This window comes from Roseibium alexandrii DFL-11 (assembly GCF_000158095.2).
Taxonomy (GTDB): Bacteria; Pseudomonadota; Alphaproteobacteria; order Rhizobiales; family Stappiaceae; genus Roseibium; species Roseibium alexandrii.
Map to the genome: position 1 here is coordinate 709699 of NZ_CM011002.1, position 17169 is coordinate 726867.

17 protein-coding genes and 1 riboswitch are annotated in these 17169 nt (G+C 56.4%); of the genes, 7 read left to right on the forward strand and 10 right to left on the reverse strand.

Annotation, left to right across the window (positions count from 1 at the left end):
- Positions 1 to 12 precede the first annotated feature (12 nt).
- Positions 13 to 1713 carry a serine hydrolase gene (locus SADFL11_RS03370; RefSeq protein ID WP_040450700.1) on the reverse strand — a complete coding sequence of 567 codons (1701 nt, stop codon included), beginning with the start codon at positions 1711 to 1713 and terminating at the stop codon, positions 13 to 15.
- Between the two features lie 723 nt (positions 1714 to 2436).
- Here SADFL11_RS03370 and SADFL11_RS03375 point away from each other — a divergent pair.
- The 3 genes from SADFL11_RS03375 to clpA all read left to right on the forward strand — a co-directional run bounded on the left by SADFL11_RS03375 (position 2437) and on the right by clpA (position 5958).
- On the forward strand, positions 2437 to 2766 hold the full coding sequence (locus SADFL11_RS03375; protein ID WP_167579032.1) for a phasin family protein: 330 nt from the start codon (positions 2437 to 2439) through the stop codon (positions 2764 to 2766).
- A gap of 402 nt (positions 2767 to 3168) precedes the next feature.
- Positions 3169 to 3501 carry an ATP-dependent Clp protease adapter ClpS gene (clpS, locus tag SADFL11_RS03380; RefSeq protein ID WP_008195276.1) on the forward strand — a complete coding sequence of 111 codons (333 nt, stop codon included), beginning with the start codon at positions 3169 to 3171 and terminating at the stop codon, positions 3499 to 3501.
- 12 nt (positions 3502 to 3513) lie between these two features.
- Positions 3514 to 5958 carry an ATP-dependent Clp protease ATP-binding subunit ClpA gene (clpA, locus tag SADFL11_RS03385; protein ID WP_040450699.1) on the forward strand — a complete coding sequence of 815 codons (2445 nt, stop codon included), beginning with the start codon at positions 3514 to 3516 and terminating at the stop codon, positions 5956 to 5958.
- 73 nt (positions 5959 to 6031) lie between these two features.
- Here the strand turns inward: clpA and SADFL11_RS03390 are convergent, their stop codons facing one another.
- The 4 genes from SADFL11_RS03390 to SADFL11_RS03405 form a co-directional block, all read right to left on the reverse strand.
- On the reverse strand, positions 6032 to 6502 hold the full coding sequence (locus tag SADFL11_RS03390) for a DUF427 domain-containing protein (protein ID WP_008191523.1): 471 nt from the start codon (positions 6500 to 6502) through the stop codon (positions 6032 to 6034).
- Between the two features lie 63 nt (positions 6503 to 6565).
- Positions 6566 to 7507: an NAD(P)/FAD-dependent oxidoreductase gene (locus SADFL11_RS03395; protein WP_040450698.1), complete on the reverse strand. Its 942-nt coding sequence runs from the start codon at positions 7505 to 7507 to the stop codon at positions 6566 to 6568.
- Positions 7504 to 8721: an FAD-binding domain-containing protein gene (locus SADFL11_RS03400; RefSeq protein WP_040450697.1), complete on the reverse strand. Its 1218-nt coding sequence runs from the start codon at positions 8719 to 8721 to the stop codon at positions 7504 to 7506. The genes SADFL11_RS03395 and SADFL11_RS03400 overlap by 4 nt, the downstream gene beginning before the upstream one ends.
- Positions 8722 to 8820: 99 nt before the next feature.
- The gene (locus SADFL11_RS03405) at positions 8821 to 9705 is read right to left on the reverse strand and encodes a LysR substrate-binding domain-containing protein (RefSeq protein WP_008191464.1); all 885 of its coding nucleotides are present in this window, start codon (positions 9703 to 9705) and stop codon (positions 8821 to 8823) included.
- 104 nt (positions 9706 to 9809) lie between these two features.
- Between SADFL11_RS03405 and SADFL11_RS03410 the strand changes: the two genes are divergently transcribed.
- The 4 genes from SADFL11_RS03410 to SADFL11_RS03425 all read left to right on the forward strand — a co-directional run bounded on the left by SADFL11_RS03410 (position 9810) and on the right by SADFL11_RS03425 (position 12477).
- Positions 9810 to 10514 (forward strand): SDR family oxidoreductase, encoded by a 705-nt coding sequence (locus tag SADFL11_RS03410; protein WP_008192066.1) that lies wholly within the window; start codon positions 9810 to 9812, stop codon positions 10512 to 10514.
- A 106-nt stretch (positions 10515 to 10620) separates the two neighbouring features.
- Positions 10621 to 11382 (forward strand): AzlC family ABC transporter permease, encoded by a 762-nt coding sequence (locus SADFL11_RS03415; protein WP_008188876.1) that lies wholly within the window; start codon positions 10621 to 10623, stop codon positions 11380 to 11382.
- Positions 11379 to 11732 (forward strand): AzlD domain-containing protein, encoded by a 354-nt coding sequence (locus SADFL11_RS03420; RefSeq protein WP_040450696.1) that lies wholly within the window; start codon positions 11379 to 11381, stop codon positions 11730 to 11732. Before SADFL11_RS03415 ends, SADFL11_RS03420 begins: the two co-directional genes overlap by 4 nt.
- 85 nt (positions 11733 to 11817) lie before the next feature.
- A complete protein-coding gene (locus tag SADFL11_RS03425; RefSeq protein WP_040450695.1) occupies positions 11818 to 12477 on the forward strand; it encodes a glutathione S-transferase family protein in 660 nt (219 codons plus the stop codon).
- Between the two features lie 65 nt (positions 12478 to 12542).
- Here the strand turns inward: SADFL11_RS03425 and SADFL11_RS03430 are convergent, their stop codons facing one another.
- The 5 genes from SADFL11_RS03430 to SADFL11_RS03450 form a co-directional block, all read right to left on the reverse strand.
- Entirely contained in the window at positions 12543 to 12971 is a 429-nt protein-coding gene (locus SADFL11_RS03430; protein WP_134853154.1) for an HIT family protein, read from the reverse strand.
- A gap of 104 nt (positions 12972 to 13075) precedes the next feature.
- Positions 13076 to 13993 (reverse strand): homoserine O-succinyltransferase, encoded by a 918-nt coding sequence (locus tag SADFL11_RS03435; protein WP_008192704.1) that lies wholly within the window; start codon positions 13991 to 13993, stop codon positions 13076 to 13078.
- A 34-nt stretch (positions 13994 to 14027) separates the two neighbouring features.
- Positions 14028 to 14147, reverse strand: a riboswitch (SAM-I-IV-variant riboswitch).
- Positions 14148 to 14255: 108 nt separating this feature from the next.
- The gene (locus tag SADFL11_RS03440; RefSeq protein WP_008192104.1) at positions 14256 to 15581 is read right to left on the reverse strand and encodes a GNAT family N-acetyltransferase; all 1326 of its coding nucleotides are present in this window, start codon (positions 15579 to 15581) and stop codon (positions 14256 to 14258) included.
- Positions 15582 to 15679: 98 nt separating this feature from the next.
- Complete coding sequence (locus tag SADFL11_RS03445; protein WP_008193196.1) at positions 15680 to 16441, reverse strand: glycerophosphodiester phosphodiesterase family protein; 762 nt, start codon at positions 16439 to 16441, stop codon at positions 15680 to 15682.
- A gap of 52 nt (positions 16442 to 16493) precedes the next feature.
- Positions 16494 to 16961, reverse strand: a complete 468-nt coding sequence (locus tag SADFL11_RS03450; protein ID WP_008194695.1) for a RidA family protein — start codon at positions 16959 to 16961, stop codon at positions 16494 to 16496.
- Positions 16962 to 17169: the final 208 nt, after the last annotated feature.

Consider the following 17169-nt stretch of genomic DNA (forward strand, 5'->3'; position numbering starts at 1 on the left):
TCCGTTACTCAATTACTCATAGATGGCGAAGCAGGCGAATTTCGCCTTTTTCAAGGTACGGCAGGCCCTACGGGCTGCAGATTTGTTGTCGAACCCGGCAAAGCGGGCGCGATAGAGCGTCGTGCCATTGGCCTCGACAGGCTCTGTGAAAGGTGTGCGGTTGTTCAAGGCGTTGCCGGTCCGTGCTTCAGCTCTCTGAAGAAGGGCCATGGCCTGAGCTTCGGTTTCGGCGGCAGCAATCTGCACCTGCCAGCCAGAGACCGCGATAGCGGGTTCAGCCGCACTATCGGCATCTCCGCGCTCATTTTCGTCAGCATCGCCCTGCGCCAGCTCTTCTGAAGACGCATCAATGGTTTGCGTCAGTGCAGCTGTCTGCGTTGCACCGACTTCGGCCGCCGGAATGACTTCAATGGCTTCAGTTGCAACAGTGCGTACCGGGATCGGAGCGCTTGGAGCCTGCTCGTCATTGCGGACCGGCAGATCGATACCCGCCTGCTGGCGCGCTGCCTGCAGAAGAGCCGTCTTGGAAATGGACTGTGTCGTGATCGATGCGTCCGGGCTGGTTCTCGGGATCGGTGGCAGAGATGTTGCAACCGCGAACGTGTCATTGAAGCGTGACTTTACGGCCTTCGGCGGGATCGGAACTTCATTTCCAAAGCCTGGAACCGGTGCCGGAGCAGGGGCAGGGACCTGATTGGCAGCCAGCGCGTCTTCCGGAAGTTTTACCGGTGCGTAGGCACTTGCAAGAACGACCGGCGCCCCGGTTGCAGGCGGTGCAATTCCACCACCCGGCTTATTCGCAGGTAGCGGCGGTTCTTTAAGGGACGCCGCATCAAAAGCGAAAACGGGACCGGCCGAAGCAATCAGCGGTGCAGTCCGCGTGCCTCGGCTCGCCTTGTGCAAATACCGTCCGATCAGGTCAGTCATATGAGCATTTCGGCGTGCGCCGGTGCGGCCGCCCATGACAACAGCAACGATATGACGGTTGTTTCGTTGAACGGACGTGACCAGATTGAAGCCCGATGCCCGGATATAACCCGTCTTGATCCCGTCCACGCCTTTCACACTGCCCAGCAGTCTGTTGTGATTGCGCAGGTTGCGGCCCTTGTATTTGTAGACACGGGTATTGAACAGCTTGTACCGCTCCGGAAACCGCTCCTGGATGGCGCGGCCCAATGTCGCCATGTCACGTGCAGTGGTCCGTTGCTTTGAGTTCGGCAAACCATGTGCGTTTCGGAAGGTTGTCTTGGACATGCCGAGTTGCCGGGCTGTCCGGGTCATCCGTCGGGCAAATGCTGCTTCGGAACCGGCGATGTTTTCCGCAACAGTGGTTGCCACATCGTTGGCCGATTTGGTGACCAGCGCACCAATCGCATCTTTCACCGAAATGGTGCTGCCCGGTTTCAAGCCGAGTTTTGACGGCACTTCAGCAGCGGCGTTTTTTGAAACTTTCAAACGGCTGGACATGGAAAGCCGGCCCGCCTCAAGCTCTTCGAAGATAATGTAGGTCGTCATGATCTTCGTCAGCGAGGCCGGGAACCGGTAGGCGTCCGCATTGGCCGCATAGAGGGTTTTGCCGGTCTTGGCATCCACGACGATGCCAGCATATTTAGGATTGGCCGAAGCCACGGTTGGGGCGCAGAGCACAAGAGTGCCGACGACAAGCATTTTGCCGAGACGGCCAATCATTCGCGCAGAGCGTGAAGAACGCATACCTAACACTGTTACTTTTCCCAATTCGGGTCACGCGTTTCTTTTTGTGGACGGGGATGATCGGCCAGCCCCAGGCCGTTCATTCAAGCCGTCCGCGAAGTACGAGGGCTATTTGATGGAATCACGGTTACGAATGTGTAAAGGGGATGCCAGAAAAGCACTTAAATTTTTTGTTTTTTGTTATGGTTAATCAAGTGTAAATCCGCATCTTGCTCGAATGGTCTTCCGGGCCAGTGTATGCATTGAGCATAATTGATAGTGAAAATGGAACGGTTACTTTGAAGTACCGTCTTTTTATTTTTTTGAAGAGGGAAGCGTCAAGAAAATGCATTGGTCGTCTAACGCTTATATTTTCGGTGAAAAGGAATTGCGAATTCGCGCTTCTTTTTTCAATTGGGATGGTTTCTTCAGTTTGAACCTTATTTGTATCGGTGCGGAGAGCTGGCCGTGAAAACTCAGACTGCGCATGTCTGGGTTTAGGAACGGGCAGTGGCGCTCATAATTGACCCGGTTTCCGTTGGGTTGCCAGAAAATTAGCTTTTCGGGATTTACTTAAGTTGTTCCCGTTAAAGTTGTTTTTGCATTGCAAAATCACCTTGACAGAATTTGTGCAGTGCATTATGAAGCTTGCGTTAGGTAAAGCGATAAGCGCGCCGGACAGTTCAGACGGGTCACAGTTGATGCCGCTGACGACCGGTTCGCCGGAGAAGGGCAAACGACATGATGAACAACTTCAATGAAATCCAGAAGATGAGCAAAGACAGCATGGACATGGCCATGGAATCATTCGGCTCCATGAGCAAAGGATTTCAGGCAATTGCTGCTGAGGTTGCTGATTATCAGAAGAAATCCTTCGAAGAAGGCACAGCCGCTGTTGAGAAGCTGGTGGCTTCCAAATCCATCGACACTGCATTTGAAGCCCAGGCTGACTATGTGAAGACCTCCTACGAGGGCTTTGTTGGCGAAATGACCAAGATCGGTGAAATGGTCACTGATCTGTCCAAAGACGCCTACAAGCCTTACGAAGGCATGATCGGTAAGTTCGGCAAGTAACTTGCCATCCCTGGGCCTGTGCCTGGAGTGAGTTTTTGAAAACCCGGTCGGTTACGGCCGGGTTTTTGTGTTTTTGGGATTTACCCAATTATTCTTTTTTCCCCGTCTTGGTGAGAACGTTGGTCGATTTTCGCTCAAAGCACGGTCTTTTAATCGGATTTTAGAGACCTACATCCGTAATTGACAACATGCTGATGCATCCGGGATGGCAAATGCCCAGATGTTGATGAAATCGACCATTGCGAAAGTGCCTCGAGCGCGGCAGGATTACATATCCGAAGGCCGGATATCCGGTGGGATGTAACCTGCGTAAGATAAGGCCGGGACCAGCTCTGAATGCTAAGCGGGCCTATTGGAAATGAGACGGTTAGGGCTGGAGTGACACATACGAGTGTAACGGAAATGACTGCGGGACCTGATTATGACAAGGACGGTGGCGACGCCGGAACGGTTGTTGTCACCCGGACGAAAACAGTCACCAAGCGGCCAAACCTGTATCGCGTGCTGCTTTTGAATGATGACTACACGCCGATGGAATTCGTAATCCATGTGGTGGAAAGCTTCTTTCAAAAGAACCGTGAAGAAGCCACGCGCATCATGCTGCACGTGCATCATCACGGCGTTGGGGAATGCGGGATCTATACCTATGAAGTTGCCGAGACCAAGGTGACACAGGTTATGGATTTCGCGCGCCGGCACCAGCATCCCCTGCAATGCGTCATGGAAAAAAAGTGAGGACTTACACACGTGCCTTCTTTCTCACGCAGTCTTGAAAAAGCCCTCCACCAAGCCTTGGCGCTCGCCAATGAGCGCCAGCAGGAGTACGCTACGCTAGAGCATCTTCTTTTGGCTTTGCTGGACGATCAGGACGCGGCCGCCGTCATGCGGGCGTGCAATGTGGATCTGGACACGATCCGGCAGAACCTGATCGAATACATCGAAACCGAACTCGACAACCTTGTCACCGATAGTGACGAGGACGCCAAACCGACTGCCGGTTTCCAGCGTGTGATTCAGCGCGCTGTTATACATGTGCAGTCGTCAGGGCGCGAAGAGGTTACCGGTGCAAATGTGCTCGTGGCGATCTTTGCAGAGCGCGAAAGCCACGCAGCCTATTTCCTGCAAGACCAGGACATGACCCGCTACGACGCAGTCAACTACATTTCTCACGGGATCGCGAAGCGTCCCGGCATGTCGGAGACCCGGCCGGTTGAGGGCGCGGAAGAAGAAGACGTGCTTTCCGGCAACGATGCTGAGAAAAAGCCGACACAGAAAACCGACGCTCTGGAAGCCTACTGCGTCAACCTCAATGAGAAGGCGGAGAAGGGCAAGATCGACCCGCTGATCGGGCGGGACAGCGAAATCCAGAGGACCATCCAGATCCTGTGCCGCCGGTCCAAGAACAATCCGTTGTTCGTCGGTGACCCAGGTGTGGGCAAGACGGCGATTGCTGAAGGTTTGGCCCACCGCATCGTCAATGCCGATGTGCCTGAAGTTCTGCAGGATGCAACGATCTTTTCACTCGACATGGGGGCGCTGCTCGCAGGTACGCGCTATCGCGGTGATTTCGAAGAGCGGCTGAAGCAGGTGGTCAAGGAAATCGAGGACTACCCGGGTGCGGTTATGTTCATCGATGAGATCCATACGGTCATCGGTGCAGGTGCCACATCAGGCGGGGCAATGGATGCCTCCAACCTCCTGAAGCCGGCGCTGGCTTCTGGTGCCATCCGGTGCATCGGGTCGACGACTTACAAGGAATACCGTCAGTTCTTTGAAAAAGACCGGGCACTTGTGCGCCGGTTCCAGAAGATCGATGTCAACGAGCCGACCATTCCGGACGCCATCGACATTTTGAAAGGCCTGAAGCCGTATTTCGAGGATTTCCACAAGGTCCGGTACACACACGATGCCATCAAGACGGCGGTTGAGCTGTCGGCTAAGTATATTGCCGACCGGAAACTGCCGGACAAGGCGATCGACGTTCTGGATGAGACCGGTGCGAGCCAGATGCTGGTTCCGGAAAACCGCCGCCGTAAGACAATCGGCGTCAAAGAAATCGAGAACACCATTGCAACGATGGCGCGGATCCCGCCGAAGTCGGTCTCCAAGGACGATGCAGAGGTTCTGGAAAACCTTGGCAAGGATCTGAAGCGCGTCGTTTACGGTCAGGACAACGCCATCGAAACGTTGGCATCCGCGATCAAGCTTGCTCGCGCTGGATTGCGCGAGCCGGACAAGCCGATCGGGTCCTACCTGTTCTCCGGACCAACGGGTGTTGGCAAGACCGAGGTCGCGCGTCAGCTGGCGTCATCGATGGGTGTGGAGCTGATCCGCTTCGACATGTCGGAGTACATGGAGCGGCATACGGTGTCCCGCCTGATCGGCGCGCCTCCGGGTTATGTCGGGTTCGATCAGGGCGGGCTGTTGACCGACGGCGTCGACCAGCATCCGCACTGCGTCCTTCTGTTGGATGAAATCGAAAAGGCCCATCCGGACCTCTTCAACATTCTCCTGCAGGTCATGGATCACGGCAAGCTGACTGACCACAACGGCAAGCAAGTCGACTTCCGCAATGTCATCCTCATCATGACCACCAACGCAGGCGCGGCCGATATGGCTAAAATGCCGGTGGGCTTCAACCGCATCAAGCGGGAAGGGGACGATCAGGAAGCGATCAACAAGCTTTTCACACCGGAGTTCCGCAACCGTCTGGATTCGATCATTCCGTTCGGCAACCTGCCGGTCGAAGTTGTCTACAAGGTCGTCGAGAAGTTCGTCATGCAGCTGGAAGTCCAGCTTGCAGACCGGAATGTCACCTTCGAACTTGGCGACGATGCTGTGAAATGGCTCGCCGACAAGGGATACGACAGTCAGATGGGAGCCCGGCCGCTTGGCCGTATCATCCAGGAGCACATCAAGCGGCCGCTGGCTGATGAAGTGCTGTTCGGCAAGCTCAAAAAGGGCGGCATGGTCAAGGTGTCGGTGTCCGAGGACGGCAACGGTCTGCTCTTGGAGAGCGTTGAAGAACGCGCCACACCGCCCAAGGCCAAGCCGAAAGCGGTTACAAGGGCAAAGCCAAAGCGCAAGCGCAAACCGGCGGCCAAACCAACGGCCTCTAAGGCGTCTAAGCCAACGGACAAAGGCGGGTCGTCGAAGAAAAGCCTGGTTCCGAAAGTTCCGCTTGCGGACTGAAGGTATTGAAATCAAATGTAAACGGGCGCCCAATGGGCGCCCGTTTTCGTTAGTGGGAGTTGGTCTGATCGCGTTACCAGTGTTCGGTCCCGGGTGCGCCTTTCGGCATACCTTGAAGGTTCGGGGTCACCCAGCCACCGTAGAATTTTCCAGCTTGCGGATCGACACGCTCAGAACCCACCTGACAAAGGTCCATTTTTCCAGGATAAAAGGCGAGGTGGTCTTTGAGCGACTGAAATTCGGCTGTTGGCAGGGAATAGCGCCAAGCGGCGGCCCGTGCGGTCCGGGTGCCGGCTGACACGTCGAAATAGGTGGCTGCACCTTTCCACTCACATAGGGTGGATTGCGGGAGGCGGCGCAAATGGGCATTCACATCCTCCGGCGGAATGTAATAGGTCGGTGGATGATGGGTTTCGAGCACCCGTAAGGCCCGCGTGGTATCAACGATCTCCACGGACCCCAGAACGACAAGGATCCGCTGCGGGACCGGTTCGACAATCGGTGGTCTCGGATAGGATTGGACGTTTTCAATCGGCAAATCCATGGTGGCTCCCTCGTTTCAGAAATGGGTTCGTTTTGATGGGCGCTTGCGTCTGAAAAAGCTGCTTCACAGCTCACTCAGAAGGGCTTCCGCGATTGCAGAGCCGCTTTGAAACGCGGCTTCCACACGGGCGTCGAGACACCAATCACCGCCTAGGAACAACGTTTTGGAGGCATTCGACAAATACGGTTCTCCGAGTGGAGTGCCGACTTTTGCATAGCGCCACCGGTGTGCATCGGCATGGATGACCTTGCTCCGATCAAGGTCCAGTTTCTTGCAAAGCTCGCTGAGCATCAGGTCAGACGCGGCGGCCTTGTCGAGTTCCAGATGGTCTTTGCTCCAGTCGGGACTTGCCTGTGCGACAAATGCAGTCCGGCCGGGGCGCCCTGGCTTGGTTTTCTCATTCGCGATCCAGGCCAGCGGGGTATCCGGGTCGCGGTGGGACGCGGGTAGAGCGTCAACCTCATCGACAAAAGCTGCCATCAAGGTCCAGCAGGGCAAAAGACTGACATGGGCGATCTGTTTTGAGATCGGGTGTCCGGTGCCCAGCAAAGCCATGGTTTGCGGGGCCGGGGCGGTGATGATCAATCGGTCGAAGACAAGCGATTCTTCACCGATGGCCAAAAACCAACGGTCCTCGGTCTCGGTGACCGAACTCACTTGGGCTTGCCGGCGGATGTCGAGGTCACTGGCCAAGGCTTTTGCAAGGGCGTTCATGGAGGGCACACCGATAAAGCCGGTCCGCTCGCCCATGTCCCATTCACCGGCGGCATCAACGGACATGAGGCTTTGGATCAGTTTCTGAAATTCCTCCGTCTTTGCTGTGATGTATTGCGCGCCATGATCAAACTGAAGACCGTTCTCTGCCCGCCGGGTCGCAAGACGCCCACCAATGCCGCGGCCTTTGTCGAAGATCATAGGCGCGTGCCCGGCATCTTTGAGTGTTCGGGCGCAAGAGAGCCCTGTCATACCAGCCCCAATGATGCCGATGCGAACCGGTTCTGTCATGCGATCTCCAGTCGGTTGATGATGTTTGGAATCTCCTTCTTCACCTTGAAGAAACCGGCCGTTGCATAGCGCCAGATCGCATCATCCCAAGGACGCCGGATTTCGGTCAGGGTGAGGCCATGGTTTTCGAGCTTCGGCCGGGCTGCGTCCAGCCAGTCCTTGAGCGGTCCGGTCGGGACATAGGGCGTGAGGATCTGCTTGGCTCCGGCTTCTGCCGCCCACTCGATGATTGGGTCTGGCGAAGCTGTGTTCAACCTTGTCGCCGCCTGTCCAATCCGTTGTGCAGCATCGTCCAAAGCCGCTGCTTCGAATGATCGAATGAGATCTGGAACAGGCCGAGGTGATCTCAGGTCACTTGATGTCAGCGTCGCGGTTGCAACGAGTTCGATGCCGTCCGGGATCAGCGTTTCCGGCAGGCAATCGTCTTCGGTGAGGAGAAGGGCCGTCGGCTTGCCCGGTTCCGGCGCAACAAAATCCCGTGGCGGTTGCGCGGACGGCAGCCCGTTCGGCTCGCTCCAATCCAGCGACTTTACTCCGGTTTCAAGTTCCGAACTTTCCGGCGCAAACCGACCGCCGGTGAACTTGGCGATGTTCCAGGCTTGAGCTTCGTAGGTCTTGCCGCGCGTATGCAGTCCGGCAACCCAGCGCCAGCTCAAGGTATTCGAGGCCGGGTCGCCGTCCAGAAGGTGCCGGTAGAAAAAATCGGCGCCGATACGCCACGGAAGCTTCAATGTGAATATCCAGATGGACGCAAACCACATACGTACATGGTTGTGGAGGTATCCAGTGTCGATGAGCTCATTCACCCATGCATCAAAGCAGTCGATCCCGGTTTGGCCGGCCTCCGCACGAGCGACCGCCTGACGAAGACCGCTGTCCTTCTTTAGATCCTCCAGGTCGGCAGTCAACCCTTGCCGATAAGAGGTCCAAATGGCCGGACGGCGTTCGAGCCAGCCTTTGAAATATCCGCGCCAGAACACCTCTTGAATGAACTTTTCAGCGCCATCAAGACCGTGGTTCCGGAGTGCTGCGGTCACGACTTCCTGCTCGCTGATCAACCGCCGCCGGATGTATGGCGACAGGCAGGAAACGGACGTGTGCTTGCCAGAGCCGCGATCGTGGTTCCTCTGAGCCGCATAAGCCCGGCCCATCTGCGGTGTAAAATCATCAAGGTGTTGGAGAGCTGATTCGCGGGTCGGCGAAAAGATCGTCATATGGCAATGTCCAGCGCTGTTTTTTTACCCTGCTTACGCAAGTCGCACTGCTTTGGATGGCACGAATAGAAGTTTGAACAGAGCAAAACTGGACAGATATTATGCCGGTCGGTCTTTCCCAAACTCCCGGCAGATCCAATCAATCACCTTCTGCCGTGCTGCGCCAAATCGGACCGGATTTTCCGGGTAAACAAGATGGTAGCCGCGTGTGCCTATTCCTTGATCGGATTGACGCCACAAACATGTCAATGCACCGTTTGTGAGTTGCCGCTGCACCAGAAGCTCCGGGACAAGGGCGATGCCTTGCCCCTCCAACGCCGCGTTGATGGCAAGGCTGGAATGGCTGAAGCTCAGGTAAGTTACGTCTTCCGGCAGCAGCTCTGTCCCTAGCACCTCTTCCCAGGAGGTATGGCTGTCCAGAAGAATGCGCAGGTGCGGCATATCCTGAATATTTTCTATTGTCTTCCGGTTTCCGGTCAGCATCGGCGATGCGACGGCCACTAGCCGAATTGGTGCAAGAAAATGGCTTTTGAGGCCTGGAAAAGGTGGGGTGCCGATCCGAATGGCCAGGTCGACGCCATCGCCTTTGAAGGTTGCCAGCCGCTCGGTGGCGAGAGTCGCGAGATCCAGTCCGGGGTTCTTGTCCAAAAAGCCGGGCAGGCGAGGAACAAGCCATTGTGCTGCGAAAGAGGGTGGCAGACTGAGTGTGATGCGTGGGACCTGTTGGGATATATCGATTATCGCCCGATCGATTTCATCGAGCCCGCGCCGGACTTGCGCGTGAAACTCTTCTGCCGGCCCGGTCAGCGCAAGACCGCGGGGAAGCCGGTCAAACAGCTGAACGCCAAGTTCATCCTCCAGAGCGCGAACCTGTTGGGCAACTGCCCCTTGTGTGAGGTTGAGCTCCTCTGCAGCCAGCCGGAAATTGAGGTGCCGGGCCGCAGCATCAAATGCTCTGAGTTTGTTGAGGCTGGGGTGGCGCATTGCTCTCAGGCCTTGGCAGTAGCTTTTCTACTGTTTAGGTGCAGAAAGCATGATTGGTCAAGCAGATGCTTCAACGCTAAAACTAAGCCCAAAGGAGACAAGTCATGAGTAAACAAAAAATTGCCCTGATCACAGCCGGTGGATCCGGCATGGGAGCGGACGCAGCAAAACGGCTGGCGGCAGATGGGTTCAAAGTCGCGATCCTGTCGTCTTCCGGCAAGGGGGAGGCGCTCGCCGCGGAACTTGGCGGGATTGGTCACACCGGCTCGAACCTGAACAATGATGACCTGAAAGCATTTGTCGACAAGACGATGACTGCCTTCGGGCGCATTGATGTCCTCGTGAACTCTGCCGGGCACGGTCCAAAGGGCGATATCATGGAGATCCCGGATGAAGACTGGCATCTCGGCATGGATTACTACCTGATGAATGTGATCCGTCCGAGCCGTCTTGTCGCGCCGATTATGGCTGGCCAGGGTGGTGGAACCGTTATCAATATCTCCACCTTCGCGGTGTTTGAGCCAGATCCGATGTTTCCGACATCCGGCGTCTTCCGGGCCGGACTTGCTGCCTTCACCAAGCTGTTTTCGGACAAGTATGCTGCTGAGAACGTGCGCATGAACAATGTTTTGCCCGGCTTCATCGACAGCTTGCCGGAAAAGGAAGACCGCCGGTCGCGAATCCCAATGGGCCGCTATGGCCGATCGGAGGAGGTCTCCGGGTTGATATCCTATCTGGCCAGTGATGCCGCAGCCTATGTCACGGGTCAGAACATACGGATTGATGGCGGGCTGACACGGTCGGTTTAGTGCGGAGTTTGATCTGGAGGCCGAAGCCACCGGACAGTGGGCTGGACAGGTTTGCTGGATAAAGGTAAGGAATCCTTACTAACTTCAGAAATTTGGACATGCCTACATGACTGCCTCAAAGGACACGGGGCAACCGCAGCTATCGTCGAAACCACCCGTTTCCGGCCGGGGCTGGATGCTGCGCGGCGCGCGCGCAGCCATCTCCATTCCCGCCTTTATCCTGACGTCTGCTTTTGTCGGGTTTGCCGGGATGGCACGCGAAACAGGATTGAGTCTGGCCGAAACACTTCTCATGACAGGGGCGGTGTGGGCCCTGCCATCCGTGGTGGTTTTAACCGGAGCCATGGCGTCGGGCATGGGAGTGATTCCCGCCGCTGTCGCTGTGGCCCTCGCGTCTGTCCGCTTGATGCCGATGACGATGGCCTTGATGCCGTTCTTGAAGGTGCCGGGAAAGACCAAAACCTGGCACTTGCTGATCGCCTCGCACTTCGTGGCGGTGACGGCTTGGGTCTACGCGATGAAGAACCTGCCCGACCTGCCGAGGGAAGGGCGGTTGCCATTCTTCATCGGGTTTGGCGGTGGGGTGACCAGCTTTGTCTTTGTGTCCACCGGAATTGCCTACATGCTTGTGGAGCGGATGCCGCCTATGGCCGCCGGCGCTCTTGTCCTGGTGACACCTGTTTATTTTCTTTGTTCCTTGTGGGGTGCAGCGCGGATGAATGCCGACAAGGCGGCGATGATTTCCGGCCTTGTGCTCGGCCCTTTGTTTTTCCTTTATTTTCCGGGTCTTGATCTTCTTTGGACCGGCCTGCTTGGCGGAACGCTTGCCTATCTTGCAACCCGATTTTGGCGCCGGGGGCTGTCATGAGTGATCTCATGACGGAAACCTGGTGGTGGCCCTATGTGATGATCCTCGTCGCCGGGTGGCTTGCAACCGATGTGTGGCGGTGGCTGGGCGTTTTTGCCGGCGGGAAACTGCGCGAAGACAGCGAACTTTTCATTTGGGTCCGGTGCGTTGCAACGGCACTGGTTGCCGGTGTGATTTCCAAGCTTGTCCTGTTTCCTCAAGGCGTGCTGGGCGATACGCCGATCTGGTTGCGGTTGGCGGCCGCGGCCTTCGGGTTTGTCTGCTTTCTGGCTCTGGGGCAGCGCGTGATCGTCGGCGTGCTGTCCGCGGTTGTTTTTCTGCTGACTGGATGGGTGATCTTGGGCTCCTGACACTCCTGACAGAGGGGTGGCAGGAGGGGGCTGATACATGGCGCGCATTGGCCAATTGGCCGCACCGGATCAAAGGAGTCCCGCCATGACCGATCACAAACTCGTTTTTCATTATGCACCGCGCAGCCGCGCCAGCACGCTCCGCATACTGCTGGATGAACTTGGTGCCAATTACGAGTTGAAAGTACACAACGCGAAAGCCGGTGATTTACAGTCGCCGGAGTATCTGAAGATCAATCCCCTCGGGAAGGTGCCGGCACTTCAAGACGGTGAGACACTCATTACCGAATCCATCGCAATCGCCCTGCATGTTGCCGATCTTTATCCCGAGGCAGGACTGACACCATGTTTGACCGATCCCCGGCGCGGCGCTTATCTGCGATGGATGGTGTTTTATGCCGCATCCTTTGAGCCCGCCGTGGTCAACAAGGCGTTCGACACGGATATACCGCGGCAGATTGCGCCGTATTGCACCTATGACGCCGTGATGAAGACGCTGGCGGCGCAGCTGGAAAAAGCACCCCATATACTCGGGGATCAGATTTCCGCAGCAGACATCTTCTGGGGATCTGCTCTGCGTTGGACATTGATGTTTGATCTTGTGCCGGACTGGCCCGTCTTTACCGAGTATGCCGAGAGGATTACCGCACGGCCGAGTTTCCAGCGTGTCTTGGAAAATGAGGCCGTGCTCGATTCAGAGCAGGAGGCCGCCGCGAACCCGGCACGGATCGCCGCCGCGAGCTGAGGCAAGGTTTAGGGGTTCCGGAGGCGCTACACCCTGCCTCCGGAACAGTTTCGCAGGTTTAAGGCCTAGCCCAACGCGGCGCGGATCTTGTCGGCTTGTTCGGCAAGAAGATCGTTGTCTGCCATTTCGCCGGTGTGCGGCTTCATCTTGACACCGTCAAACCTGGGGATGATGTGAACATGGGTGTGAAACACCACCTGGCCACCGGCTGGTTCAGAAAACTGCTGAATTGTGGTGCCGTCCGCCCCAAATGCCTTGATAACGGCATGAGCCATCTTCTGGACCGTGGCCATCACAGCGTTCAGATCCTCTTGCGCAATGTCCAGAATATTCCGGGACGGAGCCTTCGGAATGACGAGCACATGTCCGTCTCCGCGCGGCATGATGTCCATGATCACGACCGTCTTGTCGTCTTCATAGACCTTGTGGCTCGGCAGTTCTCCGCGCATGATTTTGGCAAAGATGTTCTGGTCATCATAGGCTGGCGTTTCGATCGGCATGCGTACCTCTAAAAGGAAAAATCTTCGAATGTCGTTGGCCACAGTACTCTGCCAGGCGGTTTAACAACAAGGGTTGAGAACGCCTGGCAATGTCCGGATTAATGCCCGATATCGTTCAGATCAAACGGTGTGGACTGATACATTTCATTGATCCAGTTGCCGAACAGGAGATGCGCGTGGGCACGCCAGCGATTTACGGGCTGCCGGGTGGCATCATCGTCCGGAAAGTAGTTCTGTGGCCGGAGCGGCGTGTCAGATACCTGGCTGTCCCGCTCGAATTCATCTGCTAGAGACGTGGTATCATACTCAATGTGGTTGAACATGTGCAGGCAGCGATGCTCCGGGTCGTCCAGAAGGCACATACCTGTCTCGTCATCTTCCGCAAGCACCATCAGATTGCTGCCGTCCGGGATGTCGACCTTTCGGGTTTCCGTCCAGCGTGAGACTGGCAAACAGAAATCATCGGAAAACCCTCGGAGATACGGCGAGGCCGGTGCGAGTGTACGTTGCCGGTAGACGCCCGTTGCCTTGTCGTCCCGCGCATATTTAGGCATGCCATGAAAGTGATAAGTGGCCGCTTGAGCGGCCCAGCAGATGGTCAGCGTGCGATGAACATGTGTCTGGGTCCAATCCAGCACATCGCGCATTTCCTGCCAGTATCCGACATCTTCAAACGGTAGCTTCTCGACCGGGGCGCCGGTGATGATGAACCCATCGAACTTCTCGTTCCGGACTTCTTCCCAGGGCCGATAAAACGCTTCCAGATGCTCAGTCGGCGTGTTGCGGGGCACGTGGTTGGTCATGCGCACCAGCGTCAGATCGATCTGAAGTGGGGTGGAACCGAGGAGGCGTGCGAATTGGGTCTCTGTCTTGATCTTGTTCGGCATCAGGTTGAGAAGACCGATGCGCAGCGGGCGGATGTCCTGACGCATGGCATCCGCTTCCTGGATGATCATCACGCCTTCGGATTCCAGAATGGGGCGGCCGGGAAGATCGTTTGGAATTTTTATCGGCATTTGCGCGTCCTGTAACCAGAGACAGATGCCTTTCTTCGATCCGATTCGTTGCCTTTGAACTTAAAGTTCAGGGCCGCATCTTCTGTTCGAAGAACCACCTTGCCCGGATCGGCAGGTTGGCGTGGGGCATCTGTCCCAACTCTTGATGATGGTCTCTAGGTAATGGATTGGACGCGATCGGGCAAGCCCTGTACAGACGAATGCCGATCTTGTGAAAGACGCAAATTGGTGTTGGATCTCAGTCGCGTGGCGAATTGAAGGTTCAGCTGTCTTTCCGGAAGGGGGCATGCTCAGCCAGCGCTTCGTTTTCCCGCTGAACCGCGCGCCGCTCCTGCTCCAGAAAGTCCGCAACTGCGTCGTGAAGGCCCTCATGAGCAATCCAGTGGGCCGAATAGGTCGTTTGCGGCAGATAACCGCGCGCGAGCTTGTGCGCTCCCTGAGCACCGGCTTCGACGCGTTTCAGTCCTTTGGAAATGGCAAAATCGATTGCCTGATAATAACACAGCTCAAAATGCAGAAACGGATGGTGTTCGGTGCAGCCCCAATGGCGACCGAAAAGGGTTTCCGATCCGATGAAGTTGAGGGCTCCGGCCACATACCGGCCGTTGCGTTTTGCCAGAACCAGAAGAATGCGGTCGGCCATCCGTTCACTGATCAGCGAAAAGAAAGCACGATTGAGATAAGGGCGGCCCCACTTGCGGGCGCCCGTATCCATGTAAAATCCGTAAAACGCATCCCAATGGGCCTCGGTCAAATCGCTGCCGGTAACCCATTCGATTTCGAGGCCTTCAGCGCTGAGTGCTTCGCGGCGTTCCTTTTTGATTGCCTTGCGTTTGCGCGAGGCGAGGTCACCAAGAAACTGGTCGAAGGTGTCGTAGCCGTTGTTGTCCCAGTGGAACTGCTGATCCGTGCGCCGCAGATAGCCGAGGTCACCAAGTGACTGCCATTCCGGTTTTGTCAAAAAAGTCGCGTGGACCGAGGAGGCGCCGGTGCGTTGGCAAACCTGTACAAGGCCAGCCGCGAGTGCCTGCAGCCCGGCTTCCCGGTTGATGTCAGGGCTGGTCAGAAACCGGCGGCCTGTAGCCGGAGTAAAAGGGACCGATATCTGGAGTTTTGGATAATAGTCGCCACCAGCCCGGTAGAATGCATCGGCCCAGCCATGATCGAAGACATATTCGCCCTGGGAGTGGCTTTTCAGGTAAGCGGGAACAGCTCCAAGAACCGCGCCGTTACCATCCTCCAGCACCATGTGCCGGGGCATCCAGCCTGTCTGGCGTGTCGCGCAGCCGGACGCCTCCAGTGCTTCCAGAAAGGCGTGAGACAAGAAGGGGTTGAAGTCTGTTTCTTCAGAAAATGAATCAGCTTCAGGGGCTAGGGTGGAAGTGAGATCTTGAGACTCACCAGCGCCCGGTGTGCGTGTCAGCTTTCCACCTTGGCTGAGGAGCCAGCCGGGATTGGCAACCGCATCCCATTTGTCAGCTGGCACATCTGCCAGGGACGACAGAAGTCTAATGGAAAGTGTCGTCTCCGCGTCACCGGCGCCAGGTTTTTGCGGCTGTTCATTGTCCGGTGAAATAGAAGACGTCATGTCAGTATGTCGGCCCGCCATAAAAGGGTTGTTGACAAGAATGTAGAGCCGCTTTGCTGCGCCGCAAGAGGGAATGCCAGTCCAAGAATGTTCGTCCGTTATTGATCCGGATCGAAGCCCTCAAAGACGATTTGATCGGCAAACCGTTTTGCGACTTCCAACTGTCCCGGTGTCCGGACCGTCCAGGCCATGATTGGTGTCTTGAAAACCTTTTTCATCATGCTGGGGCCGGGGCTCGGCAAATCGTTGACGCCATAGGAGATGAAGTGCGGACTTGTGCGTGGAAAGTGGAGCAGATGGCGCAAAATGAAACGGTCCATCCGGCTGTGGCGTGTGTAGTCCGGGCCGGGGCGGGCCGCATCTGCCACAATCCCGCGGAGGACGGAATTGTTGTGCTCCTTTGCCACTGCCAACATGTCCGGATCAAAGGTCTTGATGCAGGCTGGTCCTTTGTAGGCATCGACCTGATCAACAACGCGGCGGACAAAGTCACCTTGCGCATCGCGCCGGAGCAAGGACTTGATTTCGACAACCAGCGGCACGCGGCCATCCACCAGATCAAAAAGATCCTGGAGCAGCCATAAGTGGTCTGTGCCCGTGCGCATTTGCAGTTTGACGAGATCTGCTGAAGACAGCCCGGAAACCGGCCCACTGCCATCTGCGAGACGATCCAGGTCATCGTCGTGAAAGACGAGCGCTTCACCATTACTGGTCTGCTGAACGTCAACTTCAATCCCGTAATCCTTGTCCACAGCCTGCTGGATTGCGGTTGGAGTGTTTTCGATGATGCCGTTGCTGGCATCGTGATACCCCCGGTGCGCGATTGGCCGGGCGAAAATGGCGGCAAGTTCTGGTGACATATTGATTTGTCCGGAATTGGCGGAGCGTTTACGGGGCCCCGCCAGAGCGGAATTAGTCCGCGATCTCGAAAATGGCTTCGATTTCAACTGCGGCGCCAAACGGAAGTGAGGCAGCGCTGACTGCGGAACGTGCATGGCGGCCACTGTCTCCCATAGCCTCAACCAGGAAATCGGACGCACCATTGATCACCTTCGGCTGGTCGGTGAAATCACCCGTTGAGTTCACAAAACCAACGATCTTGACCAGGCGAACCACTTTGTCCAGGTCCCCAGTTGCCGCCTTTGCCTGTGCGAGGAGATTGATGGCACAGAGTTTTGCAGCTTTCTGTCCGTCTTCAACTTCAAGGCCGTCGCCAAGCTTGCCGGTCACGGCGATGGCACCGCTGTCCATCGGCAGCTGGCCGGAAATGAACAGCTGATTGCCGGTCTTGACAAAAGGCACGTAGTTGGCAGCTGGTGCGGCGGCATCTGGAAGTGTGATGCCGAGTTCGGCCAAGCGGGCTTCGGTTTTGCTGGTCATGTGTGTCCCCGATAAAAATGGTTAGTTGCCGGTGTCTTGGCCCAAATTGCAGAAACTGACAAGCTCATTTCCGGCAGATGGGGGCGGTATTTGTTCGCCACCTCGTTACAAAACAAAGTCCAGTTAATGGTTTTGCGCCTGTTTTTGTGACCTACATTATCGGTGGGGCCGGGCATTCCTTGCTGGCAGTCCGGCATGAACCCGAATA

Excerpts from the sequence above, each read along its gene's own strand:
- SADFL11_RS03375 (WP_167579032.1), top strand. The coding sequence starts at position 2,437 with ATGAACAACTTCAATGAAATCCAGAAGATGAGCAAAGACAGCATGGAC.
- SADFL11_RS03415 (WP_008188876.1), top strand. The coding sequence starts at position 10,621 with ATGACTGCCTCAAAGGACACGGGGCAACCGCAGCTATCGTCGAAACCA.
- SADFL11_RS03435 (WP_008192704.1), bottom strand. The coding sequence starts at position 13,993 with ATGCCGATAAAAATTCCAAACGATCTTCCCGGCCGCCCCATTCTGGAA.
- SADFL11_RS03370 (WP_040450700.1), bottom strand. The coding sequence starts at position 1,713 with ATGCGTTCTTCACGCTCTGCGCGAATGATTGGCCGTCTCGGCAAAATG.
- clpS (WP_008195276.1), top strand. The coding sequence starts at position 3,169 with ATGACTGCGGGACCTGATTATGACAAGGACGGTGGCGACGCCGGAACG.
- SADFL11_RS03420 (WP_040450696.1), top strand. The coding sequence starts at position 11,379 with ATGAGTGATCTCATGACGGAAACCTGGTGGTGGCCCTATGTGATGATC.
- SADFL11_RS03450 (WP_008194695.1), bottom strand. The coding sequence starts at position 16,961 with ATGACCAGCAAAACCGAAGCCCGCTTGGCCGAACTCGGCATCACACTT.
- SADFL11_RS03390 (WP_008191523.1), bottom strand. The coding sequence starts at position 6,502 with ATGGATTTGCCGATTGAAAACGTCCAATCCTATCCGAGACCACCGATT.
- SADFL11_RS03395 (WP_040450698.1), bottom strand. The coding sequence starts at position 7,507 with ATGACAGAACCGGTTCGCATCGGCATCATTGGGGCTGGTATGACAGGG.
- SADFL11_RS03410 (WP_008192066.1), top strand. The coding sequence starts at position 9,810 with ATGAGTAAACAAAAAATTGCCCTGATCACAGCCGGTGGATCCGGCATG.
- SADFL11_RS03425 (WP_040450695.1), top strand. The coding sequence starts at position 11,818 with ATGACCGATCACAAACTCGTTTTTCATTATGCACCGCGCAGCCGCGCC.
- SADFL11_RS03440 (WP_008192104.1), bottom strand. The coding sequence starts at position 15,581 with ATGACGTCTTCTATTTCACCGGACAATGAACAGCCGCAAAAACCTGGC.
- SADFL11_RS03405 (WP_008191464.1), bottom strand. The coding sequence starts at position 9,705 with ATGCGCCACCCCAGCCTCAACAAACTCAGAGCATTTGATGCTGCGGCC.
- SADFL11_RS03400 (WP_040450697.1), bottom strand. The coding sequence starts at position 8,721 with ATGACGATCTTTTCGCCGACCCGCGAATCAGCTCTCCAACACCTTGAT.
- SADFL11_RS03445 (WP_008193196.1), bottom strand. The coding sequence starts at position 16,441 with ATGTCACCAGAACTTGCCGCCATTTTCGCCCGGCCAATCGCGCACCGG.